The sequence below is a fragment of the Conexibacter woesei Iso977N genome (assembly GCF_000424625.1).
GTDB lineage: Bacteria > Actinomycetota > Thermoleophilia > Solirubrobacterales > Solirubrobacteraceae > Baekduia > Baekduia woesei_A.
Map to the genome: position 1 here is coordinate 1443560 of NZ_AUKG01000001.1, position 22778 is coordinate 1466337.

The 22778-nt window shown below is 73.3% G+C and carries 27 protein-coding genes; 18 read left to right on the forward strand and 9 right to left on the reverse strand.

Annotated elements, in window-relative coordinates; translation table 11 throughout:
- Position 1 precedes the first annotated feature (1 nt).
- The gene (locus tag H030_RS0107015; RefSeq protein ID WP_155891886.1) at positions 2 to 1162 is read left to right on the forward strand and encodes a helix-turn-helix domain-containing protein; all 1161 of its coding nucleotides are present in this window, start codon (positions 2 to 4) and stop codon (positions 1160 to 1162) included.
- Between the two features lie 14 nt (positions 1163 to 1176).
- Positions 1177 to 1809, forward strand: a complete 633-nt coding sequence (gene lepB, locus H030_RS0107020) for a signal peptidase I (RefSeq protein WP_155891887.1) — start codon at positions 1177 to 1179, stop codon at positions 1807 to 1809.
- Here lepB and H030_RS0107025 read toward each other — a convergent pair.
- The 4 genes from H030_RS0107025 to H030_RS0107040 form a co-directional block, all read right to left on the reverse strand.
- Positions 1806 to 2891, reverse strand: a complete 1086-nt coding sequence (locus H030_RS0107025; protein WP_027005592.1) for a hypothetical protein — start codon at positions 2889 to 2891, stop codon at positions 1806 to 1808. The two genes, lepB and H030_RS0107025, sit on opposite strands and share 4 nt — an antisense overlap.
- Positions 2888 to 3325 (reverse strand): hypothetical protein, encoded by a 438-nt coding sequence (locus tag H030_RS0107030; RefSeq protein WP_027005593.1) that lies wholly within the window; start codon positions 3323 to 3325, stop codon positions 2888 to 2890. Before H030_RS0107030 ends, H030_RS0107025 begins: the two co-directional genes overlap by 4 nt.
- Positions 3326 to 3503: 178 nt before the next feature.
- Positions 3504 to 4820, reverse strand: a complete 1317-nt coding sequence (locus H030_RS0107035) for a hypothetical protein (protein ID WP_027005594.1) — start codon at positions 4818 to 4820, stop codon at positions 3504 to 3506.
- Positions 4821 to 4880: 60 nt separating this feature from the next.
- Positions 4881 to 5858 carry a hypothetical protein gene (locus H030_RS0107040; protein WP_027005595.1) on the reverse strand — a complete coding sequence of 326 codons (978 nt, stop codon included), beginning with the start codon at positions 5856 to 5858 and terminating at the stop codon, positions 4881 to 4883.
- A 144-nt stretch (positions 5859 to 6002) separates the two neighbouring features.
- On the opposite strand from H030_RS0107040, the gene H030_RS30010 reads away from it, so the two are divergent.
- From H030_RS30010 to H030_RS0107055, 3 genes are all read left to right on the forward strand, one after another.
- Positions 6003 to 6965: a sigma-70 family RNA polymerase sigma factor gene (locus H030_RS30010; RefSeq protein ID WP_051221943.1), complete on the forward strand. Its 963-nt coding sequence runs from the start codon at positions 6003 to 6005 to the stop codon at positions 6963 to 6965.
- Positions 6966 to 7037: 72 nt separating this feature from the next.
- The gene (locus H030_RS0107050; RefSeq protein WP_027005596.1) at positions 7038 to 7223 is read left to right on the forward strand and encodes a hypothetical protein; all 186 of its coding nucleotides are present in this window, start codon (positions 7038 to 7040) and stop codon (positions 7221 to 7223) included.
- Between the two features lie 51 nt (positions 7224 to 7274).
- Positions 7275 to 8696 carry a phospholipase D-like domain-containing protein gene (locus tag H030_RS0107055; protein WP_196809029.1) on the forward strand — a complete coding sequence of 474 codons (1422 nt, stop codon included), beginning with the start codon at positions 7275 to 7277 and terminating at the stop codon, positions 8694 to 8696.
- Between the two features lie 2 nt (positions 8697 to 8698).
- Here H030_RS0107055 and H030_RS36555 read toward each other — a convergent pair whose 3' ends face one another.
- The 4 genes from H030_RS36555 to H030_RS0107075 are packed head-to-tail and all read right to left on the reverse strand — an operon-like array spanning position 8699 to position 10732.
- Positions 8699 to 9097: a DUF3618 domain-containing protein gene (locus H030_RS36555; protein ID WP_051221945.1), complete on the reverse strand. Its 399-nt coding sequence runs from the start codon at positions 9095 to 9097 to the stop codon at positions 8699 to 8701.
- The gene (locus tag H030_RS30025; RefSeq protein ID WP_051221947.1) at positions 9094 to 9531 is read right to left on the reverse strand and encodes a phage holin family protein; all 438 of its coding nucleotides are present in this window, start codon (positions 9529 to 9531) and stop codon (positions 9094 to 9096) included. The genes H030_RS36555 and H030_RS30025 overlap by 4 nt, the downstream gene beginning before the upstream one ends.
- Positions 9532 to 9544: 13 nt before the next feature.
- On the reverse strand, positions 9545 to 10240 hold the full coding sequence (locus tag H030_RS30030) for a type 1 glutamine amidotransferase (protein WP_051221949.1): 696 nt from the start codon (positions 10238 to 10240) through the stop codon (positions 9545 to 9547).
- 12 nt (positions 10241 to 10252) lie between these two features.
- On the reverse strand, positions 10253 to 10732 hold the full coding sequence (locus H030_RS0107075; protein WP_027005598.1) for a winged helix-turn-helix transcriptional regulator: 480 nt from the start codon (positions 10730 to 10732) through the stop codon (positions 10253 to 10255).
- Here H030_RS0107075 and H030_RS30035 point away from each other — a divergent pair.
- The 10 genes from H030_RS30035 (at position 10731) to rplL (ending at position 18019) form a co-directional block, all read left to right on the forward strand.
- Positions 10731 to 12536 carry a circularly permuted type 2 ATP-grasp protein gene (locus H030_RS30035; RefSeq protein WP_081690582.1) on the forward strand — a complete coding sequence of 602 codons (1806 nt, stop codon included), beginning with the start codon at positions 10731 to 10733 and terminating at the stop codon, positions 12534 to 12536. The genes H030_RS0107075 and H030_RS30035 overlap by 2 nt on opposite strands.
- Positions 12533 to 13483: an alpha-E domain-containing protein gene (locus H030_RS36560; RefSeq protein ID WP_231398381.1), complete on the forward strand. Its 951-nt coding sequence runs from the start codon at positions 12533 to 12535 to the stop codon at positions 13481 to 13483. The genes H030_RS30035 and H030_RS36560 overlap by 4 nt, the downstream gene beginning before the upstream one ends.
- A gap of 6 nt (positions 13484 to 13489) precedes the next feature.
- Entirely contained in the window at positions 13490 to 14365 is an 876-nt protein-coding gene (locus H030_RS0107090; protein ID WP_027005599.1) for a transglutaminase family protein, read from the forward strand.
- A 131-nt stretch (positions 14366 to 14496) separates the two neighbouring features.
- Positions 14497 to 14661 carry a 50S ribosomal protein L33 gene (gene rpmG, locus H030_RS38295; protein ID WP_081690583.1) on the forward strand — a complete coding sequence of 55 codons (165 nt, stop codon included), beginning with the start codon at positions 14497 to 14499 and terminating at the stop codon, positions 14659 to 14661.
- 18 nt (positions 14662 to 14679) lie between these two features.
- Positions 14680 to 15144, forward strand: a complete 465-nt coding sequence (secE, locus tag H030_RS36565) for a preprotein translocase subunit SecE (protein ID WP_051221952.1) — start codon at positions 14680 to 14682, stop codon at positions 15142 to 15144.
- Positions 15145 to 15150: 6 nt separating this feature from the next.
- Positions 15151 to 15672 (forward strand): transcription termination/antitermination protein NusG, encoded by a 522-nt coding sequence (gene nusG, locus H030_RS0107100; protein ID WP_027005600.1) that lies wholly within the window; start codon positions 15151 to 15153, stop codon positions 15670 to 15672.
- Between the two features lie 61 nt (positions 15673 to 15733).
- Entirely contained in the window at positions 15734 to 16156 is a 423-nt protein-coding gene (rplK, locus tag H030_RS0107105; protein WP_027005601.1) for a 50S ribosomal protein L11, read from the forward strand.
- Between the two features lie 2 nt (positions 16157 to 16158).
- Positions 16159 to 16896 carry a 50S ribosomal protein L1 gene (rplA, locus tag H030_RS30050; RefSeq protein ID WP_035125965.1) on the forward strand — a complete coding sequence of 246 codons (738 nt, stop codon included), beginning with the start codon at positions 16159 to 16161 and terminating at the stop codon, positions 16894 to 16896.
- 83 nt (positions 16897 to 16979) lie between these two features.
- Positions 16980 to 17636, forward strand: coding sequence for a 50S ribosomal protein L10 (gene rplJ / locus H030_RS0107115; RefSeq protein ID WP_027005602.1), 657 nt, complete (start codon positions 16980 to 16982; stop codon positions 17634 to 17636).
- 5 nt (positions 17637 to 17641) lie between these two features.
- Complete coding sequence (gene rplL, locus H030_RS0107120; RefSeq protein WP_027005603.1) at positions 17642 to 18019, forward strand: 50S ribosomal protein L7/L12; 378 nt, start codon at positions 17642 to 17644, stop codon at positions 18017 to 18019.
- 110 nt (positions 18020 to 18129) lie between these two features.
- Here rplL and H030_RS30055 read toward each other — a convergent pair whose 3' ends face one another.
- On the reverse strand, positions 18130 to 18735 hold the full coding sequence (locus H030_RS30055; RefSeq protein ID WP_051221956.1) for a M15 family metallopeptidase: 606 nt from the start codon (positions 18733 to 18735) through the stop codon (positions 18130 to 18132).
- A 169-nt stretch (positions 18736 to 18904) separates the two neighbouring features.
- On the opposite strand from H030_RS30055, the gene H030_RS0107130 reads away from it, so the two are divergent.
- Genes H030_RS0107130 through H030_RS30060 form a run of 3 tightly spaced genes read left to right on the forward strand, consistent with a single transcriptional unit; the run spans position 18905 to position 22639 of the window.
- Entirely contained in the window at positions 18905 to 19786 is an 882-nt protein-coding gene (locus H030_RS0107130) for a TerC family protein (protein WP_027005604.1), read from the forward strand.
- Positions 19787 to 19830: 44 nt separating this feature from the next.
- A complete protein-coding gene (locus H030_RS0107135; protein WP_027005605.1) occupies positions 19831 to 20970 on the forward strand; it encodes an MFS transporter in 1140 nt (379 codons plus the stop codon).
- 34 nt (positions 20971 to 21004) lie between these two features.
- Positions 21005 to 22639, forward strand: coding sequence for a hypothetical protein (locus tag H030_RS30060; RefSeq protein WP_035125968.1), 1635 nt, complete (start codon positions 21005 to 21007; stop codon positions 22637 to 22639).
- Positions 22640 to 22778 lie beyond the last annotated feature (139 nt).

Genomic DNA, 22778 nt, shown 5'->3' on the forward strand with positions numbered 1-22778 from the left:
CGTGGCCGCTTCCGTGCAGGACCTCGTGGACGATCTCGCCGACGCGCTGCGGCGCCCGGTCGCGCTGGAGGACCGGCGCTGGCGGCTGCTGGCCTACAGCGCGCACACCGAGCTCGAGGACCGCGTGCGCCAGGCGTCGATCCTGGCGCGGGCCGCGCCGCCGCGGGTCGCCGCGTGGCTGGACACGCTGGGGCTGGAGGCGGCCGGCGAGGTCGTCGACACGCCGCCCAACGCGGCGATCGAGATGGGCCCGCGGACCGCGGCGCCGGTCCGGCACGAGGGCGCGCTGCTGGGCGTGGTGTGGGTGATCCCGGGGCCGGTGGCGCTCGACGCGCGCGAGCGCTCGCTGCTGCGCGACACGGCGCGGGCGGCCGCCGACGTGCTGTGGGCCGAGCGCGCGGGCGGCGGCGAGGCGCACGCGCGGATCGCCGCGCTGCTGGGCGAGCTGCTCGACGACCCGGACCCGGGCGTGCGGACGCGGGCGGCGAGCGAGCTGGCGGCGCGGCAGGGGTGGTCGCGCAGCGGGGCGTTCGCGCTGGCGGTGATGGACGTGGCCGACGACGACGCGGCGTCGGAGATCCTGGAGCGCGCGCGGCGGCGCTGGCACGCCGACGACCTGGTGTGGCGCGTGCGCGGCGCGGCCGGGACGGTGGTCGCGCACCTCGGCGCGCGCGGCCCGGACGCGCTGGCGGGCGCGCTGGTGGACGCGGGCGCCGCGCACGCGGCGGCGTCGGCGGTCCTGCCGGACCTCGCGGCGGCGCGCGAGGGCGTCGGCGGGGCGGCCGCGGCGCTGGTCGCGCTGCAGCACGTCCCGGCGCTGGGGCGGTCCGGGAGCGTGGACGGGCTCGGCGCGTGGCCGCGGGTCGCGGCGCTGTGGGACGCGGCCGGGCGGCCGGCGGCGCCCGCGCCGCTGCCCGCGCTGCTGGGTGCTCCGCGGGGGTCCGGCGTCGAGCTGGTCCGCGCGCTGGAGGCCGTACTGGATTGTGGTGGAGATGTTGCGGAGGCGGCGCGGGTCCTTCACGTCCATCGCGCGACCCTCTATCGTCGCCTCGCGCGGGTGCAGGAGCTCACCGGCCTGGACCTGGCACGCGGCGACGATCGCCTGCATGCCCATCTGGCAGTGCGGATGTGGCGGCTCGCCGGGTCGCCCGACCTAGGATGATCCCCAACACACCCATGCTCCAGCGCGCCCGTCACAACACCGTCGTCGAGACCATCTTCCTGTTGGTCGTCGCCGTCGCGCTCGCCGTCCTGCTCCAGGCGTTCGCGGTCAAGCCCTACAAGATCCCGTCCGGCTCGATGGAGCCGACGCTGCACGTCGGCGACCGCGTGCTCGTCAACCGGTTCGCCAAGCGGATCCTCGGCAACGAGCCGAAGGTCGGCGACATCACGGTCTTCCATCCGCCGGTCGGCGCCGACGACCAGGGCGGCGGCTCGCAGTGCGGCGACCCGAACGCGGGCGAGGGGAAGCAGACGCCGTGCGACAGGGCGACGCCGAGGCAGTCCAAGCAGTCGTTCATCAAGCGCGTGGTCGGGGTCGGCGGCGACACGATCGCGATCCAGGGCGGCAGGGTCATCCGCAACGGCAGGATGACCAGGGAGTCGTTCGCGGCGCCGTGCATCTCCGGCAGCGACATCTGCGACTTCCCGAAGACCATCAGGGTGCCCAAGGGCTACGTGTACATGATGGGCGACAACCGCGGGAACTCCGACGACTCGCGCTTCTGGGGCCCGATCCCGACGTCGTGGGTGATCGGCAAGGCGTTCGCGACCTACTGGCCGCCGTCGCGCATCGGCGGCGCGGGCTAGCGCCTGACCGAGCCCTTCGTGAGCAGCCTGCCGTAGCGGTGGGCGGCGCGGGGGCCGTAGCCGGGCCAGATGTAATAGCGGTAGGTGCCGACCTTCAAGGTGTAGGTCTTGCCGCGGTAGCGCCAGCTGCGGTGCAGGGTGTAGTGGTTCTTCGTGGGCCAGGAGGAGAGGACCTTGTGGCCGGCGCGGAAGAGCTGCACGTTGTAGTACTTGGCGCCGCGCCGGGCCCTCCAGCGCAGGGTGGGGAGCTTGGTGGTCCTGGCCTTGGGCTTCGGCCTCGGCGTGCTCTCGGCGGCGACCGCCGGCGGCGTGGTCGCTGAGGTGGTCGCGGTCGTCGCGTTGCCGGCGGCGTCGCGGAGGGTGACCGTGTAGGTGTAGGTCGTGCTCGGCGCGAGCGGGCCGTCCGTGAGGTTGCCGGCGGGCGTCGTGTTCGGGAGCGTCACGCCCCCGGGGTCGCGGGTGACGGCGGCGGTGCGGGCGTCGGGGGAGGTCGCCCAGGTGACCGACATGGTGGTGTTGGCGGCCGGCGTCGCGGTGAGGGCGGTCAGCGGCGGCGCGGTGGCGTCGTAGGCGAAGCCGAACGCCAGCGGCGCCGAGACGTTGCCGGCCCTGTCGGTGCAGGTGCCGGTGGGGGCGGCGGTCGTCGTGTCGGGGCCGTTGTAGGTGGTGTTGGTGCAGGACGCGATCCCGGAGGTCGTGTCGGTCCCCGACCACGTCAGCGCGACCGGCGCGGTGTAGAACGGCGGCGCGTCGGGCGGGCGCGCGGGTGCGGCGGTGAGGCCCGCCGGTGGGGTCTGGTCGATCCTGATGGACTTGGTCGTCGCGCTGGCGTTGCCGTCGGCGTTGTGCGCGGAGCAGCTGCGCTGGATGCCGGTCGTGTCGTCGCGCAGCGTCTCGATCGGGACGCAGGCGTCGAGGTCGGTCGCGCCGGTGATCGTCCACGTGAGCGTGACCGGGCCGGTGAACCAGCCGCCGGTCCCGGCCGGGCCGGAGAGCGTGTAGTCGAACGTCGGGACCGACGCCGCGGCGGGCGTGGCCGCCGTGGCGAGCAGCGCGGCGGCGAGGAGGAGCGACCTGCTCATGCTGCCCTCCGGGTGACGAGCGCGCCGGCCGCGGCGAGCGCGAGCAGCGCGGCGCCCGCGATCGCCTCCAGGAGCGCGGGGTCGTCCGCAGGTCGCGCGCTGAGCGTCGGCGCGGTCAGCGCCGCGACGCTCCGCCGCAGCGAGGCCATCGGCGTGGAGAGCGAGACCGCGACGCGGCGCGGCACGGAGCGATGCGCCGGCACGTGGTGAGGGGCCGCGCGACGGCGAGCGGCGGCGTGGTGGGTCGGCGCGGCGGTGGTCGTCGCGGCGGGCGCAGGCACGGCGGCGGCGGTGCTCCTCGTCGCGGCCGGCTTCGGCACGACGACCGCGGTGGGCTGGCGCGCCGTCGGCGTCCGCGCCGGTGCCGCGTCCGGGCGCAACGCCGGCGCGGGGTCCGGCGAAGGCGTCTGGGCGATGGCCGTCGAGGACAGCATGACGACCAGAATGCAGAGCAATGCAGAACACCCAGCGAACCGCACGGAGTGACGGTACGCCGCGTTCGCGATGCACGTCAACGCCGCGAACGGCCAGGTTCGGCGGCCAAAGCTCCGCAACTCGACGGCGTGGGTCGCCGGCTGCGGCGGCAGCCGGCGGCCCTGCGCCGAAGCATCGCTAGATCTTGAGCACGAACGGCCAGCCCGAGAAGGCCTGCGAGGCGTTCTGGGTCGTGGCGTTGGTGTTCCCGGCGCTCGACTCCGCGCCGTTGTTGTTGCTCTGCGAGACCGGGCCGCTGCTCGCGCCCGGGCTCAGGATCGGCAGCGCCAGCGCGAGGTTCGCCGCGCAGGCCTGCAGCGCCTCGGCGGCCGAGTTGGCCGACTGGGCGTTGTACGCGGCCTGCCCGAGCGCCTGCACCGCACCGCCCCAGCCGCCGGCGGACTGCGCGGCGTTCTGGGTCGTGGCGTTCTCGTTGCCGGCGCTGGACTGCGCGCCGTTGTTGTTGCTCTGCGACACGGGGCCGGTCGAGGCGCCGGGCGACAGGATCGCAACGGAGATCGCGTTGTTGGTGGGGTTGGTCTGGTCAGCCGCGGCAGCCGAGTTGGCCTGCTGCGCGCTGCTCGACTCCTGGCCGATGCCCTGCACGGTCGGCGTGCTCGGGTACCCGCCACCGCCACCGCAGGACCCGCACTCGGTGCGGGACTCCGGCGCGGCCTGGATGGCCTCAGGTGCGCCACCGGCGCCCTGCGACGCGTTCTGCGTCGTCGCGTTCTCGTTGCCGGCGCTGGACTCCGCGCCGTTGTTGTTGCTCTGCGACACGGGGCCGGTGGAGGCGCCGGGCGACAGGATCGCAACGGAGATCGCGTTGTTGGTGGGGTTGCTCTGGTGCGCGCTCGCGGCCGAGTTGGCCTGCTGGGCGCTGGTCGCGTCCTGGCCCGCCGCCTGCACCGAACCGCCGCCGCCACCGCCGCCCGCGCCCTGGGACGCGTTCTGCGTGGTGGCGTTGCTGTTGCCGGCGCTCGACCCCGCGCCGTTGTTGTTGCTCTGCGAGACCGGGCCGCTCGAGGCGCCCGGGCTCAGGATCGCGACGTGGACCGCGTTGTTGGAGGCGTTGCTCTGGTCCGCCCTCGCGGCCGAGTTCGCCGCCTGCGCGTTGGCCGCCGCCTGCGCGGCCTGCTGGAGCGCGGCGCCCGCCACGCTCTGCGCGGCGTTCTGCGTCGTCGCGTTCTGGTTGCCGGCGCTGGACTGCGCGCCGTTGTTGTTGCTCTGAGAGACGGGCCCGCTCGACGCGCCCGGGCTCAGGATGGCCACGGAGATCGCGTTGTTGGAGGGGTTGCTCTGGTTGGCGGTCGCCGCCGAGTTGGCGGACTGCGTGTTCGTGGCCTGCTGACCGGCGCCCTGCACGGGCACGCCGTCGGCCATCGCGGTGCCGGCCGCGCACGCGGGCAGCACGGCTGCCGCGCACGCCGACCACACCATCATGGTCTTGCGCATCGTGTTCGTTCCTTCGTTCGTGGTTGTTGTACGTGTTGCTTCTGGCGCACGACGAAGGAGCTAGCCGGGGCGTTCGAGGCGCCCTCCTGCGCGAAGGGGGAGACGGCGCCGCAGCAGCGCGACCCGCTCGGGCGGTCCCGCCGAACCGGTGAGCAGGAGCGCGGCGACGAGCGCCAGGGCAAGGGCGGTCCCGCCGCCGCCCGGACCGCCGAGGCCCGCGGCCGCTGAGGCGGCGGGCGGCACGTCGGCCGGGAGGGACGGGGTGGAAGGCTGGGCCACGCCGACGACCGCCCGGTCGCGCTTGGCCGGCGCGGCGGGCGTGGCGTGGTGGTGGCGCGGCGCGGGTGTCGCGGCGAGCGTCGCCGCAGGCGCGGCGGTCGGGGCGAGCGGCGCGGCCGCGGCGGTGACCGCGGCGACGACGACCGGCTGCGCGGCGTTGCGTGCGTGCCGCGTGCGGTGCGTCGTCGCCCGGTGGTGGGCGGCCCCGCCGCGCGCGCTCGACGGCGGCGCGGCGGCTGGCTGAGGAGCCGGCGCCGGGGTCGACGCTGCGGCAACCGGCGCGCTCTGATCGGGCGCGGCGGCGGGGCCGTTCTGGGCGCCGGACGACGGCGCGGCCGCGCTGTCGGTCGCCGCCGGGGTGGGCGGGATCGGAGCCGCGACCTGGGGCCTGGCCGGCGGCGCCGGAGCGGCGACCTGCGGCGCGGCCGGCGGCGTCGGCACGGTCGGCTGCGGCGGCGTGGGCGGCGTCGGAGGCGCGACCTGCGGAGGGGTCGGCGGCGTCGGGGCGGCGCTCGCCGCGGCGACCTGGATGTTGTTGACGACCGCTCCCGGCGAGTTGATGACGACGGTCACGTTGACGTTCGTCGCGGCCGCCGCGGGCGGCGTGCCGCCGGCGGTGACGTCGTGGACCTGGTCGGCCGGGATGACGACGGTCGGCGTCTGCGTGTCGTCGGCCCGCACCGCGGGAACCATCGCGGCAAGGAGCGCCAGCGCGATCAGCAGGGCGCGGCGGGCGAGCGTGACGAGGTCCGTCTCCATCGCGAGCGACCTGCCACCGGATGTCCGATCCGATCCATGCGCATGGCGATGCGCGGCGGTATCGCACATGCATGCGCGAAACACCGCATTGCGGCCTGACCGAACGTCGTGCCGGGCCCTGTGAGCCGCCGGTACCGTCGTCGCATGAAGGGGCCCGACACCGACGCCCGGACCGGCGCCATCGAGGCGCACCTCCCGCTCGTCCGGTCGATCGCCCGCCGCTACGCGGGCCGCGGCGAGCCCCTCGACGACCTCGTCCAGGCGGGCACCGTCGGCCTCATCAAGGCGGTCGACACGTGGGACCCCGACCGCGGCCGCGACCTCGCCGCGCTGGCCCGCCCGGCGATCGAGGGCGAGATCCGCCACCACCTCCGCGACGGCGGTTCCGGACCCCACGTCGCGCGCGGCGACCGCGAGCTCGGCGCCCGCCTGCGCGCCCTGCGGACCGACCTCACCGCCCGCCTGCACCGCGCGCCGACGACCGCCGAGCTGGCCGACGCGGCCGGCGTCGACCCCGCGCACGCCGAGCGCGCGCTGGACGCCGGCGCGGGTGCCGTCGCGCTCAGCGACGACGAGGCCGCGCGCCTGCCCAGCGGCGCGCCCGGGACCGAGGCCGCCGAGGCGCGCGTCCTGCTCGAAGCCGGCTGGGACGTCCTCGACGAGCGCGAGCGCCGCCTGCTCGAGCTGCGCTACCGCGACGACCGCAGCCAGTCGGAGATCGCGCGCGAGCTCGGCCTCTCCCAGGCGCACGTGTCGCGGCTGCTGAAGGCCGCGCTGGAGCGGCTGCGCGCGGCGGTCGCGCCGGAGGAGAGCAGCGGCGCCGCCGACGCGCCGGTCACGCCCCGCGCCACGACCGCCGCCGACGAGCGTTCCGGCCGCCTGCTCCTGCGCCTGCCCAGGACGCTCCACACCGACCTGGCCGACGCGGCCGAGCGCGAGGGCGTCCCGCTCAACACCTACATCTCGGCCGCGCTCGCCGCGCACGTCGCCGACCCGCGGGAGGCCGCGGCCGCCGCGCGCCGCCACCGCCTGCTCGTGCTCAACGCGCTGGTCATCGGCGCCGCGGCGGTCGTCGGGCTCGTGCTCCTCCTGACGGCGCTGCTGTAGATCGCGCGCGCCGCGGCCGATGCCCCAAGGAGGGCGGCTACCCGCACCCCGGACCGCCTCAGGCGGATCCCGATGTGCGCTCCCGGCGCGCCCCCGAGCCACGGCACGACCACCGTCGATGCCGGCGCGGGCGACGACCACGTCTGGGCCTACTACGGCCACGGCACGATCGACTGCGGCCCCAGCATCGACACCGCGCGCGTCCGGATGAACCACGCGTTCACGCTGAAGCGCTGCGAGAAGGTGCTGCACTTCTAGCAACCGCCGCGGCTGGGCACACCCGTCCCAATGGGTCGGGTTGATGCCGCCATGGGCGACGCGCTGGAAGCCGTCGTCCGCCACCACCACCGCAGACGACTCCGGAGGCTCGGCCATCCGGAGGCGCTGGAGCCTGCGCCGCGCGCGGACCTCTGGGCGTCCGGCGATCCGCCGCCGCGGCCCGGCACGAAGTTGGAGGTGTTGGTCGACGGCGCCACCGCGCTGCCCCGGATCGCGGAGGCGCTGCGCGCCGCGCGCTCGCACGTCCACCTCACCGGCTGGCACCTCGCGCCGCACTTCGAGCTGATCCGCGGCGAGCAGCCGACCGCGATCGGCCCGCTGCTCGCCGAGCTGGCCGAGCGCATCGACGTCCGCGTCCTGGTCTGGGCCGGCTCGCCGGTCCCGCTCTTCCACCCGACGCGCAAGGAGGTCGGCGCCGCGGTTCACCAGCTGACCAAGGACACCAACATCCAGGCGCACCAGGACCCGCGCGAGCACCCGGTCCACTGCCACCACGAGAAGACCATCATCATCGACGACGAGGTCGCGTTCGTCGGTGGCATCGACCTCACCGACGACGCGGGCGACCGCTACGACACCTCCGAGCACCACGCGCGCCGCAAGCTCGGCTGGCACGACGTCGCGACGCGCATGGAGGGCCCGGCGGTCCAGGACGTCGCGCGCCACTTCACGATGCGCTGGCGCGAGGTGGCCGGCGAGGAGCTCCAGCCGCCGCTGCCGCGCCCGCCGGCCGGGACGAGCACGGTGCAGGTCGTCCGGACCGTCGCCGAGGACATGTACGACGCGGTCCCGCACGGCGACTTCCGGATCCTCGAGTCCTACCTGCGCGCGCTGCGCTCGGCCGAGTCCTACATCTACCTGGAGAACCAGTTCCTCTGGTCGCCCGAGGTCGTCGACGTCCTGCGGGCCAAGCTGGAGGACCCGCCGAGCGACGACTTCCGGATCGTCGTCCTGCTGCCGTCGAAGGCCAACAACGGCCAGGACGACACCCGCGGCCAGCTCGGTGTGCTGGCCGACGCCGACGGGCACAGGAACCCGCACTTCCTCGCGACCACGCTGCGCTCGCGCACCGGCACGCGCGCCGACCAGCTCTACGTCCACGCCAAGGTCGGGATCGTCGACGACCGCTGGCTGACCGTCGGCTCGGCCAACCTCAACGCGCACTCGCTGTTCAACGACACCGAGATGAACGTCGTGACCGACGACGCCGCGCTGGCCCAGGCGACGCGGGAGCGCCTCTGGGCCGAGCACCTCGAGCAACCGCTACAAGAACTGCAGGGCCGCGCGCCGCACGAGCTGGTCGACGAGCTCTGGCGCCCGATCGCGATGGAGCAGCTGCAGCGCAGGGAAGACGGCGAGCCGCCGACACACCGCCTGGTCGCCCTCCCGGGCGTCTCCAAGCGGTCGCGCCGGCTGCTCGGCCCGCTGCAGGGTGTGATCGACGACGGCTAGGCCTAGCGGCGCGACCAGACGATCCTGCCGACGACCAGGCCTGCGACGAACGCGGCGATCGCGGTCGTCGGGATCGGCCTCGCCTTCGCGGTCTCCGCCGCGCTGTGCGCCGCCGACTGCGCGCCGGACGCGACCGACGACGGCGTCGCCTCGGCGGCACCGTCCTTCGCGCTGCTCGCCGCGTCGGCGACCTTGTCCTTGGCGTCCGTCGCGGTGCCGGTCACCTTCGCCCTGACCTCGTCGACCCTGGCGTGCACCGACGCCTTGGTCTCCTCGACCTTGTCGTGGGCGCGCGCCTTGACGTCGGCCTTCTCGGCCAGCGCGGCGGCGGTCTCGCCCAGCTCCTCGCGGGTGTGCTCGATGTCGGCCCGGATCTCCTCGGGCGTGCGCTGCTCGCTCATCCGGCGGCTCCGTCGTGGTCGTGGTGGCGTGCCTCGGCGACGTGCTCCTTCGTGTAGCGCACGTCCTCCTTGATCGTCTCGACGGTCTGCTCGGGCACGGGCGGGACCGCGCGCTTGGTGCGCGACTTCCCGACCAGCGCCAGCACGCCGGCGACGGCGAACAGGACGACGGCGACGATCAGCGCCGCCAGCCACGGGGCGACCGCGGTCGCCAGCGCGATGATCGCGCAGGTGACGAGCGCGCCGACGCCGTACAGCGCGAACAACCCGGCGCCACCGAACATGCCGGCGCCGATGCCGGCCTGCTTGCCCTTCTCGGTCAGCTCGACCTTCGCGAGCTCCAGTTCCTGGCGGACCAGGGTCGAGACCTGCGCGGAGAGGTCCTTGACCAGCTCCCCGGTCGGCCGTTGACGAGTTGTTGGTGGGGATGACATCTCCCCGTTCGAGCTACCCGAGCGGTTGCGCGGACATGCGGGACTGCGAGCGGGCAGAGGCCAGGAACGCGTCGAAGAGCAGGAACGCCCGCTCGGCCGCGCCCGCGGCGTGCGCGACGCCGCCGCGCTGCACCTCGTCAAGGGTGGTCAACCCTTCGCCGACCGACTCCGGGTAGGTACGGCCCCAGTCCAGCGCGATCGCCGGCGTCACCTCGGGGTGGAACTGCACGCCGAGGTGCGGGCCCTGGCGGAACGCCTGCGGCCCGACCGGCGAGCGCGCGAGCAGCTCGGCGCCCGGTGGGACCGTGAAGCGGTCGCGGTGCCACTGCAGCCACGGGCCGGGCGGGACGACGTCCGGCGCCAGCGACTCGACGTCGAGCCACCCGACCTCGCCGCGCGGCGCGCGCTCGACGGAACCGCCCAGGACGCGCGCGAGGTGCTGGCCGCCGAAGCAGATCCCGAGGACCGGGACGCCGACCTGCACCGCGCGGTCGAGCAGCGCGCGCTCGGCCGCCAGCCACGGGACGGTGTCGTCGAACGCCGACGCCTCCGCGCCCAGGGACACCACGAACGGCCGCCCGTCCGGATCGGGCAGCGCGCCGCCGGCCGGCACGACCTCCAGCGCGACGTCGCGCGAGCGCGCCCACGCGCCGAGCAGCCCGGCGGGCGCGTCCTGATCATGTTCCAGCACAAGCGCGGCGGCGGTCATCGCCGCCCCAGCTTAGGCGGCGACGGGAGCCGCGGGAAGGCGCGCGCCGCCCGGGCCGCGCACGGCCTCGACGTCGCGCAGCTCCACCGGCTTGCCGCACTTCGCGCACAGCCGCCGGTCGTCCAGCTCGCCGCCGCAGCCGCGGTGCAGCAGCAGCATCGGCGCGCCGGCCTCGTTGGCGAGGTGCTTGTCGCCGAACTGCAGCAGCGCGACGATCGACGGCCACAGGTCGCGGCCCATGTCGGTCAGCCGGTACTCGTGGCGCAGCGGGCGCTCCTGGTAGGGGACCTTCTCGAGGATCCCGGCCTCGACGAGCCGCTCCAGCCGGTCCTGCAGGACGTTGCGCGCGACGCCGAGGCGCTCGGCGAAGTCGCCGAAGCGGCGGACGCCGAGGAACGCGTCGCGGATGATCAGCAGGGTCCAGCGCTCCCCGACGAGCTCGAGCGTGCGAGCCACGGAGCAGGTCTGCGATTCATAGGTGCGACCGAGCATGCACGCGTCATTGTACCGCGGGTTGGTTGCGCCAAGCAACCTACGAACGACGCCGACCACCCGGACCGCGCGTACATCGAGTTCCGACCGCCGTACATGGGATCCGGTGGCGCGCGCGGCCAGGATCTCGATCCTGTCCACCGAGGTCACCAGCGACGACGCCGCGGGCTACCGGCCACCGCGCGGCCACTACGACGAGGTCTTCGGCCCCGGCGGGATCCCGCGCGGCCATGCGGTCGGCCTGGCCTCCGAGATCGCGCGGCTCGGGCCGGAGCTGCTGGCCGCCGCCGGGCACCGCCGCGACGCGATCTTCGTCCAGCAGGGGATCACCTTCGACGCGACCGGCGAGGACGGCCCGGTCAAGGACCGCCCGTTCCCGCTCGACCTCGTCCCGCGGATCCTGCCCGCCGCCGAGTGGGACCACATCGAGCGAGGCCTACAACAACGGATCCGGGCGCTCAACCGCTTCATCGACGACGTCTACCACGAGCGCGACATCGTCCGGGCCGGGATCGTCCCGTGGCGGCTGATCGTGTCGCGCAGTCACTTCGCCCGGGCCGCACACGGGGTGCGGCCGCCGGGCGGGGTGTACTGCCACGTCGCAGGCTGCGACCTGGTCCGCGACGGCGACGGCACCTGGAAGGTGCTGGAGGACAACGTCCGCACGCCGTCGGGGATCTCCTACGTGTTGGAGAACCGCGTCGCGATGACGCGGCTGGTCCCGCAGCTCTTCCAGCACCACCGCGTGCGCCCGGTCGACCACTACCCGCAGCTGCTGCTCGCGGGGTTGCGCAGCGTCGCGCCGAGCGCCGAGGACGAGGCGACGGTCGTCGTCTGGACGCCGGGCCCGATGAACTCCGCGTACTTCGAGCACGCGTTCCTGGCGCGCCAGATGGGCGTCGAGCTGGTCGAGGCGTCCGACCTCGTCGTGCGCGACGACGTGCTGTACATGCGCACGACCGCCGGGCTGCGGCGGGTCCACGCGGTCTACCGGCGGCTGGACGACGACTTCGTCGACCCGCTCGAGTTCCGCCCGGACTCGCTGCTCGGCGTGCCCGGGCTGGTGCGCGCCTACCGCGCCGGGACCGTGGCGATCGCCAACGCGCTCGGCACCGGCGTCGCCGACGACAAGGCGATCTACCACTACGTGCCGGAGATGATCAGGTTCTACCTCGGCGAGGAGCCGATCCTCTCCAACGTCGAGACCTACATCATGAGCGACGAGGCCCAGCGCGAGGCCGCGCTGGCGCGCCGGACCGAGTTGGTGTTCAAGCCGACCGGCGAGTCCGGCGGCAAGGGCGTGTTCATCGGGCCGTCGACGCCGCGCGACGAGCTCGACGGCCTGGCCGACGTGATCCGCGCCCAGCCGGACAAGTGGATCGCCCAGGAGGTCGTGAGCCTCTCGACGGTCCCGACCGCGCTGCCCGACGGGACGCTCGCACCGCGCCACGTCGACCTGCGCCCGTTCGCGGTCTTCGGCGAGCAGATCCGGATCGTGCCCGGCGGCCTGACGCGCGTCGCGCTGAAGGAGGGGTCGATGATCGTCAACTCCTCCCAGGGCGGCGGCTCGAAGGACACGTGGGTGCTGGAGGAGGACGACGGCCGCCGCCCGGCGACCGGCGACCAGCACCTCCACGAGGTGATCCCGGCGGGCATGCCGGGCCTGCGCTACGGCGCCGAGGGCTGGCAGAGCCAGCAGCAACAGCAACAACAAAGCCTTGCTTCACCCGCCACCGCGGGTTCGGCCCCCAGGGCCGACACCCGCTGCGAAACGAGCCCGCAGGGCGAGGCTTCGCAATGTTGAGCCGGATCGCCCAGGAGCTGTTCTGGCTCGGCCGCAACATCGCGCGCGCCGAGCACACCGCGCGGATGCTCGACGGCGTCTTCCAGGCGTCGCTGCAGGGGCGGCCCGACGATCCCGCGGGCGTGCGGCTGGGCTGGGGCTCGATCCTGGCGATCATGGGCGCGCAGGCCGACGGCCGGCCGGTCCGGCGCGACGAGGTGCTCACGCGCCTGACGCTCGCGCGCGACGAGCCGGCGTCGGTGATCTCGTGCGTCTCACGGGCCCGCGAGGGCGCGCGCACGATGCGCGACGTGATCTCGGCCGAGATGTGGGAGGCGGTCAACACCACGCACCTGGCGCTCTCCGCCGGCGACCTCGAGGGCCGGATGCAGATGGGCCCCTACAGCGTGTTCCAGTACGTGAAGGAGCGCAGCTCGCTGTTCTGGGGCCTGACCTCGCGGACGATGCTGCGCGACGAGGCGCGCTCGTTCCTGGTCGCGGGCGGCCGGATCGAGTCCGCCGACATGGTCCTGCGGATGCTGCGCGTCGCGATGCCGATCCCCAACGACGAGGCGACCGGCGTGCGCGACGGCCAGGCGCTGGCGCTGCTGCAGGCCGTCGGCGGCTTCCAGGCCTTCCGCCGCGCGGTGCCCGCGCCGGCCAACGCGGGACCGGTCGCGCGCTTCCTGCTCTACGAGCGCGCCTACCCGGACAGCGTGGCGGCGTCGGTCGACGCGGTCCACGGCGCGCTGCTGGACGCCGACGCGGCGCCGCGCTCCTCCGAGCCGGTCCTGCGCCTGTCGCGCCTGGCCGCCGACCTCGAGTTCCGCGGCCGCGCGGCGGCCGAGGACGGCAACCTCGCCGAGGCCAGCAGCCTCGTCCAGTCCGAGCTGGCGCTCGTCGACGCGGACATCGCCGAGCGCTACTTCGCAGGTGCGGGCGCCGCATTGGGAACGGTCGTCGCCTAGAACCCCATGAACTACGACATCCGCTACCTCACGTCCTACCGGTACGCCGCGCCGGTCACCGACAACCTCAACGCGCTGCGCGTCCGGCCCGCGACGACGTCCAACCAGCGCTGCGATGAGTTCCACGTCCGCCTCGACCCCGAGGCCCGGACCACGCGCCACGCCGACTACTTCGGGACCGAGGTCGTCGAGTTCGGCGTCGCCCGCCCGCACGACCACCTCACGATCGACGTCCGCGCGCGGGTCGTCACCAACGACCCGCCGGAGCCGCCCGAGGCGCCGTGGGAGCACCTCGAGGGCGATACCTACGCCGAGGCGGCGGGCGAGTTCCTGCTGGCCGGCGACGACGAGCCGACCGACGACGCGCTCGCCGACCTGCTGGCGATCGCCCGCGCGCGCACGCCGCTGGCCACCGTGCGCTGGCTCGACGAGCTGATCCCGGATCGCTTCGCCTACCGCCCCGGCGTGACCTACGTCGGCTCGACGATCGACGACCTGCTGCGCGCGGGCGCCGGCGTCTGCCAGGACTTCGTCCACCTCGCGCTCGTGCTCCTGCGCCGCAACGGGATCGCCGCGCGCTACGTCTCCGGCTACCTGTTCAGCGCGCCCGAGGACGGCGGGACCGACTCGGTCGAGGTCCAGACCCACGCCTGGCTGGAGGCGCTCCTGCCCGGGACCGGCGGCCGCGGCGAGCCGATCTGGGTCGGCGCCGACCCGACCAACCGGCGGCTCGCGGGGGAGACGCACGTGAAGATCGGGCACGGCCGTCGCTACGCTGACGTCCCGCCGATCAAGGGCGTCTACCGTGGCGATGCCGGGGCAGAGCTGGAGGCGTCGGTCCAGATGACGCGCCTCGATCCTGCCGCCTCGGCACGGGCTTAGTGCAAGGGCCGAACGACCGCCCCGCGTCGGCGGTCCAACCGCGCTAGACTCCCAGTTCGACTCGCTCCGGGGCGAGTCTTAGTTTTGCCCCGGGTCGGAGCGGGTTCGATCATCTTTTCAAGGAGCACCGCATGGCCCGCGGAGACGTTCGCATCGCTGTGACCCTCGCCTGCGAGGATTGCAAGCGGCGCAACTACCAGACCAACAAGAGCAAGCGCAACACGCCTGATCGCATCACGCTGCGGAAGTTCTGCAGGTGGTGCCGTTGCCATACCAGCCACCGGGAGACCCGCTAGGTCTCCTGGCGGTTCCGCATGGCCTCTGATCGACACACGCACGGTGGCAACGAGCCGCACCGGGAGAACATCCCGGGCGACCTCGACCATGCCTCCGGCGAGGTCGAGGGGTTCGAAGCCGATCTGATCGCCGGTGCCGAAGGCGCCGTGGACTCCGAGACGACCGACGCCGAGCTCGAACGACTCGCCACCGAGCAGGTCGGCGACCTCGACGACGACGGTGACGTCGACGAAGAGGATCGCGCCCTCGCCCGCACGGGCGGACGGCGCACGTCAGAGGTCGAGAGGCCCGGCAAGTCCGGCGGACCTCGCTTCATCCAGTTCCTCAAGGCGTCCTGGGCAGAGCTCCAGCGCGTCCAGTGGCCCGACCGCCGTCAGGTCGGACAGGCCACCGGGGTCGTCATCGGCTTCGTCATCGTGGCCGGTGCGTACCTCGGCATTGCCGACTGGGTGGCGCAGAAGGTCGTCAACTTCATCATCTAGGTCTTCATGTATCGCTGGTACGTCGTCAACACCTACTCCGGGCACGAGAACAAGGTCAAGTCCAACCTTGAGCACCGCGCCTCCTCCCTCGGGCAACGCCGAGCGATTCGCTCTGTCGTCGTCCCGACCGAGACCGTCTCCGAGATGAAGGACGGTCAGAAGGAGACGAAGGAGAAGCGGACGATGCCCGGCTACGTGCTGGTCAACATGGACCTGAATGAGGACTCGTGGCAGCTCGTCAAGGGCACGCCCGGCGTCACCGGCTTCGTCGGTGCCTCCAACGAGCCCGTGCCGCTGACCCAGCCCGAGGTCGATCGACTGCTGCACCGCGAGGTCGCGCAGAAGGTCGCCACGAAGGCGCAGTTCTCGATCGGCGAGTCCGTCAAGGTGATCTCGGGCCCGCTGTCCGACTTCTCCGGCGAGATCTCGGAGATCAACCAGGACGCTCAGAAGATCAAGGTGCTCGTGAGCATCTTCGGTCGCGAAACACCGGTCGAAGTCGGTTTCGACCAGGTGAAGAAGATCTAGACAATCGCCAATCGAACCGCGTCGCTGAGGCCAGCGAAGGCGGGAGGCGGAAGGAAAAGACATGGCCAAGAAGGTCCTCACCCAGATCAAGTTGCAGGCCGTTGGTGGCGCTGCATCCCCGGCGCCGCCGGTCGGCCCTGCGCTGGGCCAGCACGGCATCAACATCATGGAGTTCTGCAAGGCGTTCAACGCGCAGACCCAGCAGGACGCCGGCACGGTCATCCCGGTCGTGATCACGGTCTACGAAGACCGCTCGTTCACGTTCGTCACCAAGACGCCGCCCGCCGCGGTGCTCATCAAGCAGGCCATCAGCCTCGAGAAGGGCTCCGGCGAGCCGCACCGCGTCAAGGTCGGCAAGATCACCAAGGATCAGATCCGCGCGATCGCCGAGAAGAAGTTCGACGACCTGAACGCGAACGATCTCGATCAGGCCAGCAAGATCATCGCGGGCACCGCCCGCTCCATGGGCGTGGAGGTCGTCTAGTCATGGCCAAGCACGGCAAGAACTACGTTGACGTCAAGGCGCAGGTCGACCGCGAGCGCGAGTACCTGCCCGCCGAGGCGATCGCCCTCGTCAAGTCGCTCAAGCGCGCGAAGTTCGACGAGTCCGTCGAGATCCACATCCGCACGGGCCTGAACGTCCGCCACGCCGACGAGCAGCTGCGCGGCACGATCGCGCTGCCGAACGGCCTGGGCAAGGACGTCAGGATCGCCGTCTTCGCCAAGGGGCCGAAGGCCGCCGAGGCCGAGGCCGCCGGTGCGGACATCGTCGGTGCCGACGACCTCGCCAAGAAGATCGAAGAGGGCTGGATGGACTTCGACGTCGCCATCGCGACGCCGGACATGATGCCGGTCGTCGGTCGCCTCGGCCGCATCCTCGGCCCGTCGGGCAAGATGCCGAACCCGAAGGTCGGCACGGTCACGATGGACGTCGCCAAGGCCGTCGAGGAGTCGAAGTCCGGCAAGGTCGAGTACCGCACCGACCGCACCGCGATCGTCCACTTGAACATCGGCAAGACCTCGTTCGACGAGCGTCAGCTGCTGGAGAACTACGCGGCCGTCATCGAGGAGCTGGTCCGCGCCAAGCCCTCGGCCGCCAAGGGTCGTTACCTGCGCACGGTCACCATCGCTTCGACGATGGGCCCGGGCATCAAGGTCGATCCGTCCCGTACCCGCGACATCCTCGGATTGGAGAGTGGTGAGGGCGCAGCTGCTGCTGCGTAACTCGCTCACTCAACATCCGAGGCCGTCCTGAGACCGCCGGCGACGCCCCGCGTGGGAGCGTGGAAGTCCGGCAGAGGAGGCCCGTGAACCGGGAAGAGAAAGCCACAGCGGTCGCTGAGATCGCTGAGCAGATCCAGGGCTCCGAGGCGGTGTTCGCCGTCGATTACCGCGGCATCACCGTCGCGCAGATCAAGGAGCTCCGGACCAAGCTGCGCGACTCGGACGCAACGTTCCGAGTCGTCAAGAACACGCTGACCGAGCGTGCCGCCGACCAGGCCGAGGCAGAGGCTCTCAAGTCTCTGCTCGAAGGCCCGACGGCGCTCACGTTCGTGCGTGGCGACGCCGCTGCTGCCGCCAAGACCATCGCCGACTTCCAGAGGTCGACCGGTGGCGAGCTGCTGCCCTTCAAGGGCGGGCTCATGGAAGGCAACGCGCTCGACGCCGCGCAGATCGTCGCCATCTCCAAGCTCCCGTCGCGCCAGGTCCTTTACGGACAGCTGGTCGGCGTGGTCGCCTCGCCGATCACCGGCCTTGCGCGCAGCCTGAACGGGCTCGTGTCCGGTCTGGCGATCGCCCTGGGCGGCGTGCTGGAGAAGAAGGAGTCGGGAGAGATCCCGGCCGGCGCAGCTCCCGCGGCTGCCGCCACCACCGAAGAGACCCCCGAGGCCGACGCTCCGGCCGAGGCCGCGGAGCCCTCCGAGGGCTCTGACGACACCACTGAGACCCCCCAGGAGGACTAACACCTATGGCTACCAGCACCACTGATTGGATCGAAGAGCTCAAGGGCATCTCCGTGCTCGAGCTCTCTGAGCGCATCAAGGCGCTCGAAGAGGAGTTCGGCGTTTCCGCGACGGCCGTCGCGGCCGCCGCCCCCGCCGGTGGCGGCGACGCCGCCCCCGCCGAGGAGGAGTCCTCGACCGTCGACGTCATCCTGACCGGCGCCGGCGACAAGAAGATCCAGGTCATCAAGGTCGTGCGTGCCGCGACCGGCCTGGGCCTGAAGGAGGCCAAGGCGCTCGTCGACGAGGCTCCCAAGCCCGTCAAGGAAGGCATCGAGCGCGACGAGGCCGACAAGCTCAAGCAGGAGCTCGAAGAGGCCGGCGCCTCCGTCGAGGTGAAGTAGATCGCCCAGAGGGCGATCACTTCATTGCGAGATTCGGCCTAGCGGCCGAACTCGCGTGGCCTCTGAAGGGCGTCCCGTTCGCGGGGCGCCCTTCGTCGTTCTGCGGCGCGTTACGTGCCGTTGGCGGAGAAGTGCTGGTAGTCGGTCGGGAGCGGCCAGCTGCCGCCCCAGCCCCAGCCGGACCTGGTGAAGGCCTTGACGAGGGTGCCGTTGATGTAGGCCATGCCCTTGCGGTGGTCCGCGCGGTCGAGGTAGGGGCGGGAGGCGGCGTGGGTCGTGGTGCCTTTGGCGTAGACGTACGGGTTCTCGATGGTGTTGACGTCGACCGCGCGGCCGTAGGCGTGCTGGGACCAGCGGGTCGCGCCGGTCGCGCGGCGGCAGTTGAAGGCCGACGTGTTGTCGGCCTCGATCGAGGCGTAGTCCGACGCGCCGTAGTCGTCGACGATCCGCATGCGGCGGATCGGGAAGCGCTGGTCGTACAGGTCGGTGAAGGCGGTCCGGACGGTGGGCACCGCGTCGGCGTTGACGACGAGCGTGCCGGTCCGAGCGGTGCCGTTCCAGTCGACGTAGCGCAGCCGCACCCAGCGGAGTTGGTCGAGGGAGACCGGGCAGCCGGGGTGCCAGGACGAGCCGTAGAGGCGGTGGCGCTGCGGCCGGCTCAGCGGCGCGGCGTGGAACGCGAAGGGCGGGAGCTGGGCGGCGGTGTCGACGAGCATGGGCGCGGTTGCTACTCTGGCAGCGTCGAAGGGAAGTAGCCCGACGGCGTGTCTCCGTCAGCACGATGGTCCCGATGGACCGTCCGGAGCGCGCGGCCTCGCGAAGTTGCACGTGCGAGGCGGTCAAACCTTCGCGGTATTCGACACCGCGAAAGGGACCGTCTCCAACATGAAGTGGATCTTGCTGATCGCAGCGCTTGCGCTGCTGCTCGCCTTCGACCTGTGGCTCGCGCGGCGCGAGACCAGGGGCGCCGGGATGAGCGTCCGGAAGGCCGCGCTGCAGAGCGCGGGGTGGCTGGCCGTCGCGCTCGCGTTCGGCGCCGTCATGTTGATGGCCTTGTCCGGGCGCGAGGCCGGGCTGTACTTCGCCGGGTTCCTGGTGGAGAAGTCGCTGTCGCTGGACAACGTGTTCGTGTTCCTGCTGATCCTGACGTCCTTCGGGATCCCGGAGTCCCAGCGCCACCGCCTGCTGACGTGGGGGATCGTGGCCGCGCTCGTCCTGCGCGGCGTGTTCATCGCGGTCGGCGCGACCGCGCTGCACCACGCGTCCTGGATCTCGTACCTGTTCGCGGTGTTGTTGGTGTGGACGGGTTGGCGGATGTTCCAGCACCGCCACGACAGCGCGGGGGAGACGGCGTTCGTCGAGAAGCTGAAGGCGCGCCTGCCCGGGATGAGCGTCGGCACCGCGGCGGTCGCGGCGCTGGTCATCGCCGACATCGTGTTCGCGATCGACTCCGTCCCGTCGATCCTGGCGATCACCGACGACGCGTTCGTCGTGTTCGCCGCCAACGCGTTCGCGCTGCTGGGGCTGGCGCCGCTGTTCTTCCTGGTCGCCGACCTGGTCGAGCGGCTGTACTACCTCAAGACCGCGCTGGCGGCGTTGTTGGTGTTGATCGGCTTCAAGATGGCGGCGGGCGAGCTGTGGGGCAAGCTCGGGCCGGAGGTGTCGCTGCCGGCGATCGCGCTGGTGCTCGGGACGGGCGTCGTCGCGTCGCTGCTGCGCGACCGGCGGCTGGAGCGGGAGGCGGGCGCCGCGTCGTCGCCTGCCTGACGCTTCGCCGGGCGCCGAAGGGTTCCGCGGCGAGCGTGTGGGACATGTCCCGCGCGTACCTGATGGTGTTGAGCGCCGCGGCCCTCTGCTACATGGCGCTGGGCGCCGTGCTGCGGATCCTGCCTCAACATGTACAACATGACCTGGGCGGGAGCGCGGCCGCCCTCGGCTTCGCGGTCGGCGCGCCCGCGCTGACCGCGATCGCCACCCGCCCGCTCGCCGGGCGGGCCGCCGACCGGATCGGCCCGCGCCCGCTGGTGGTCGGCGGGGCGCTCGTGATGTCGCTCGGCGTGCTGCCCGCGTTCTCGGGCGGGGTCTTCGCGCTCGACGCCTCACGCCTGATCGTCGGGGCGGGGGAGGGCGCGATGATGGCCGCCACCGCGCTCTGGCTCCTGCGCCTCAGCGGCCCCGAGCACCGCGGCCGCGCGCTCGGCCACATCGGCCTCGCCAACTACACCGGCCTCGCGCTCGGCCCGCTGCTGGCGAGCGCGCTGGGGACGTCCGACCACGCCGTCTTCCTTGCGGCCCTCGTCCTCCCGCTCCTCGGCGCCGCCGCGACGCTGCCCGTGCCCGCAGCGCCGCCGGCGGAGCCGGCCGACGCTCGGCCCGCGGGCGCGGCGCCGCGCGGGCCGTCGATCCTCCGCGCGACGCTGCGGCCCGGCATCGGCCTGATGCTCGTCAACATCGGCTACGTCGCGGTGATCGCCTTCGGCGCGGACGCCGGCCACTCGGCCGTCGTCGTCCCGCTCTTCGCGGTGGTCGTCGTCGGCGTCCGCCTCGCCGGCGCCGGGCTGCCGGACCGATTCGGCGCGACCAACGCGCTGCGCGCCTGCGTCCTCGCCGAGGGCATCGGCCTGATCGTCCTCGCGGTCTCCGGCAGCGCGCCCGTCGCCCTCGCCGCGACCGCGCTGCTGGCCGCCGGCCAGGCGCTGGCCGTGCCCGCCCTCGGCGTCCTGGCGCTCAAGCGCGTCGACCCCACCCGCCACGGCGCCGCGGCCGGCCTCTTCTTCTCCTGGTTCGACGCGGGCGTCGGCCTCGGCGGCCCCGCGGTCGGCCTTGCGGCCCGCGCCGTCAGCCCGGCCGCGGCGATCGCCCTCTCGGGCGCGGCGGTCCTGTCGGTCTGGCCGGTCGTCGTCCCGCCGCGCGTCGCCGCGACCGCGCGGCGTCTCAGCGCGACGACTTGACGTACTCAACGGACCTGAGCATGATGGCGCGCCCATGCCCGCCGTCCCGCCGCGCGTCCTGCCGTTGATCGCCGTCGCCGCGCTGGCCGCGCTGCCCGCGGCGGCGCACGCGGCGGTCACGGCGCCCGTCGGCCTGAGCGGCCACGCCGTGGCGGTACTCACCGCCTCCGACGGCAACGTCCACGTCGTCGAGCGCGCCCCGGCCCAGGACGAGGTCTTCGCGCCGGACGGCACGCGGCTGCGCACGACCGCGCTCCCCGCGTCCGCCCCGGAGGTCGCGGTCGCGGACGCCTCGGGCGGCGTCTGGATCGGCGACGACGGCGCGGGCGGCCATCCCGGCTTCACCCACGTCGCGGCCGACGGGACGCTCACGCGCGCCGACCTCGGCGCGGCGTTCGGCTGCACGCCGTCGTCGGCGGCCTTCGACGCCACGACCGGCACGCTGTTCTTCGGCGCGCCCGACGACCCCGCGCAGCCGTGCGCGCCCTACGGCATCGGCGCGATCACGCCCGACGGGACGGTCCACGCGGTCGACGACACCGACACCGGTGAGTGGGTCTCCGCGCTCGCCGCGGCCGGCGGCAAGCTCTGGGCCGGCAGCTCCGGCGACGCGACGGTCCGCCGCTACGACGCGGCCTCGCTCTCCGGCCCCGACGCGCGCACGACGCTCAGCAACGACGCGACGACGAGCGCGCTCGCGGTCCGGCCCGACGGTCAGATCGACATCGGGTACGCGGCGGGCGACGGGTCCGGCCACGGCTCCGTCGTGCGCATCGACCCCAACCCTCCGCTGATCGGCGGGTGGGTCGCCGACACCGACACCCACGGCATCCCGGTCGCGCTCGGGGAGGCCCCGGACGGCACGGCCTACGCCGTGCTCTCCGGCGGCACCGAGGGCCTGGAGGTCATCTCGCCGCGCGGCGCGATCTCCTACCTGCCGTCGCTGGACGGCGGCCACGTCGCGGTCACGCCCGACGCGCTGTGGACCGTCGCCGCTGACGCCCTCACCGCCAAGCGCTACGTCGACGGCCCGCCCGTCCTCTCCGGCGTGCACGTCGTCGGGACCGCGCTGGTCGCCACGATCGACCCGCGCGGCAATGACACCTACTGGACCGCGGCCGTCGGCGGCGCCGGCGTGCTCACGCTGCCCAAGTCCGTCTCCGGCTCGATCCCGGCCGGCACGGCGCCCGTGAGGGTCAGCGCCGAGCTCGGCCCGTTCGCCACGACCGGCGACTGGCCCGCGTACATCAACACCTTCAACCACCTGGGCGCGCAGGCCGCCACGACCTCGATCCACGCGATCGGCACCTACAGGCCGCCGCCCGCGAGGCAGCCCAGGACGCCCGCGTTCACGCAGCTCGCCTCGCTGCCCAGCGGCACGTCGTGCATCCCGAACCGGACCGTCCGGGTGACGCGGCGCTCCGGCAGGCAGGTCGACCGCTTCAGGGCCCTGACCATCCGCATCGACAACGCGAAGCCGCAGCGGTTCACCGGCGCCAAGCTCACGCGCGCGGTGACGATCCACGGCCTCCCGCGCCACGGCAGCTACCGCGTCCGCGTCTCGATCACGCTCGCCAACGGCAGGACCGTGACCACCGTGCGCCATTACCGGGCCTGCGCGCCCAGGCACCGGCCGAGACGGGCTGGCAGCGCCGCGCTGGCGCGGTAGGGGCGGCGTCGCTACACTGCCGCGGTCGGCCGATAGTCGTAGCCGCCCACATGCAGCGATCCGCGCCACATACGCGGAGGCTCGGGCGGGGTCCGTGAGTGCTGACAGCCCCTCGAAGGGGGGTCCGCGTCGGCCTGTG

What these genes read in the sequence shown, in the direction of transcription:
- H030_RS30055 (WP_051221956.1), bottom strand. Translation starts at nt 18,735, where the DNA reads ATGCTCGTCGACACCGCCGCCCAGCTCCCGCCCTTCGCGTTCCACGCC.
- rplK (WP_027005601.1), top strand. Translation starts at nt 15,734, where the DNA reads ATGGCCAAGAAGGTCCTCACCCAGATCAAGTTGCAGGCCGTTGGTGGC.
- H030_RS36555 (WP_051221945.1), bottom strand. Translation starts at nt 9,097, where the DNA reads ATGAGCGAGCAGCGCACGCCCGAGGAGATCCGGGCCGACATCGAGCAC.
- rplL (WP_027005603.1), top strand. Translation starts at nt 17,642, where the DNA reads ATGGCTACCAGCACCACTGATTGGATCGAAGAGCTCAAGGGCATCTCC.
- rplA (WP_035125965.1), top strand. Translation starts at nt 16,159, where the DNA reads ATGGCCAAGCACGGCAAGAACTACGTTGACGTCAAGGCGCAGGTCGAC.
- H030_RS30030 (WP_051221949.1), bottom strand. Translation starts at nt 10,240, where the DNA reads ATGACCGCCGCCGCGCTTGTGCTGGAACATGATCAGGACGCGCCCGCC.
- H030_RS0107075 (WP_027005598.1), bottom strand. Translation starts at nt 10,732, where the DNA reads ATGCTCGGTCGCACCTATGAATCGCAGACCTGCTCCGTGGCTCGCACG.
- H030_RS0107025 (WP_027005592.1), bottom strand. Translation starts at nt 2,891, where the DNA reads ATGAGCAGGTCGCTCCTCCTCGCCGCCGCGCTGCTCGCCACGGCGGCC.
- H030_RS0107040 (WP_027005595.1), bottom strand. Translation starts at nt 5,858, where the DNA reads ATGGAGACGGACCTCGTCACGCTCGCCCGCCGCGCCCTGCTGATCGCG.
- H030_RS30060 (WP_035125968.1), top strand. Translation starts at nt 21,005, where the DNA reads ATGCCCGCCGTCCCGCCGCGCGTCCTGCCGTTGATCGCCGTCGCCGCG.
- H030_RS0107130 (WP_027005604.1), top strand. Translation starts at nt 18,905, where the DNA reads ATGAAGTGGATCTTGCTGATCGCAGCGCTTGCGCTGCTGCTCGCCTTC.
- H030_RS0107135 (WP_027005605.1), top strand. Translation starts at nt 19,831, where the DNA reads ATGTCCCGCGCGTACCTGATGGTGTTGAGCGCCGCGGCCCTCTGCTAC.
- H030_RS30025 (WP_051221947.1), bottom strand. Translation starts at nt 9,531, where the DNA reads ATGTCATCCCCACCAACAACTCGTCAACGGCCGACCGGGGAGCTGGTC.
- H030_RS0107055 (WP_196809029.1), top strand. Translation starts at nt 7,275, where the DNA reads ATGGGCGACGCGCTGGAAGCCGTCGTCCGCCACCACCACCGCAGACGA.
- H030_RS30010 (WP_051221943.1), top strand. Translation starts at nt 6,003, where the DNA reads ATGAAGGGGCCCGACACCGACGCCCGGACCGGCGCCATCGAGGCGCAC.
- rpmG (WP_081690583.1), top strand. Translation starts at nt 14,497, where the DNA reads ATGGCCCGCGGAGACGTTCGCATCGCTGTGACCCTCGCCTGCGAGGAT.
- H030_RS0107035 (WP_027005594.1), bottom strand. Translation starts at nt 4,820, where the DNA reads ATGCGCAAGACCATGATGGTGTGGTCGGCGTGCGCGGCAGCCGTGCTG.
- H030_RS0107050 (WP_027005596.1), top strand. Translation starts at nt 7,038, where the DNA reads ATGTGCGCTCCCGGCGCGCCCCCGAGCCACGGCACGACCACCGTCGAT.
- H030_RS0107090 (WP_027005599.1), top strand. Translation starts at nt 13,490, where the DNA reads ATGAACTACGACATCCGCTACCTCACGTCCTACCGGTACGCCGCGCCG.
- secE (WP_051221952.1), top strand. Translation starts at nt 14,680, where the DNA reads ATGGCCTCTGATCGACACACGCACGGTGGCAACGAGCCGCACCGGGAG.
- H030_RS0107030 (WP_027005593.1), bottom strand. Translation starts at nt 3,325, where the DNA reads ATGCTGTCCTCGACGGCCATCGCCCAGACGCCTTCGCCGGACCCCGCG.
- lepB (WP_155891887.1), top strand. Translation starts at nt 1,177, where the DNA reads ATGCTCCAGCGCGCCCGTCACAACACCGTCGTCGAGACCATCTTCCTG.
- H030_RS30035 (WP_081690582.1), top strand. Translation starts at nt 10,731, where the DNA reads ATGCACGCGTCATTGTACCGCGGGTTGGTTGCGCCAAGCAACCTACGA.
- nusG (WP_027005600.1), top strand. Translation starts at nt 15,151, where the DNA reads ATGTATCGCTGGTACGTCGTCAACACCTACTCCGGGCACGAGAACAAG.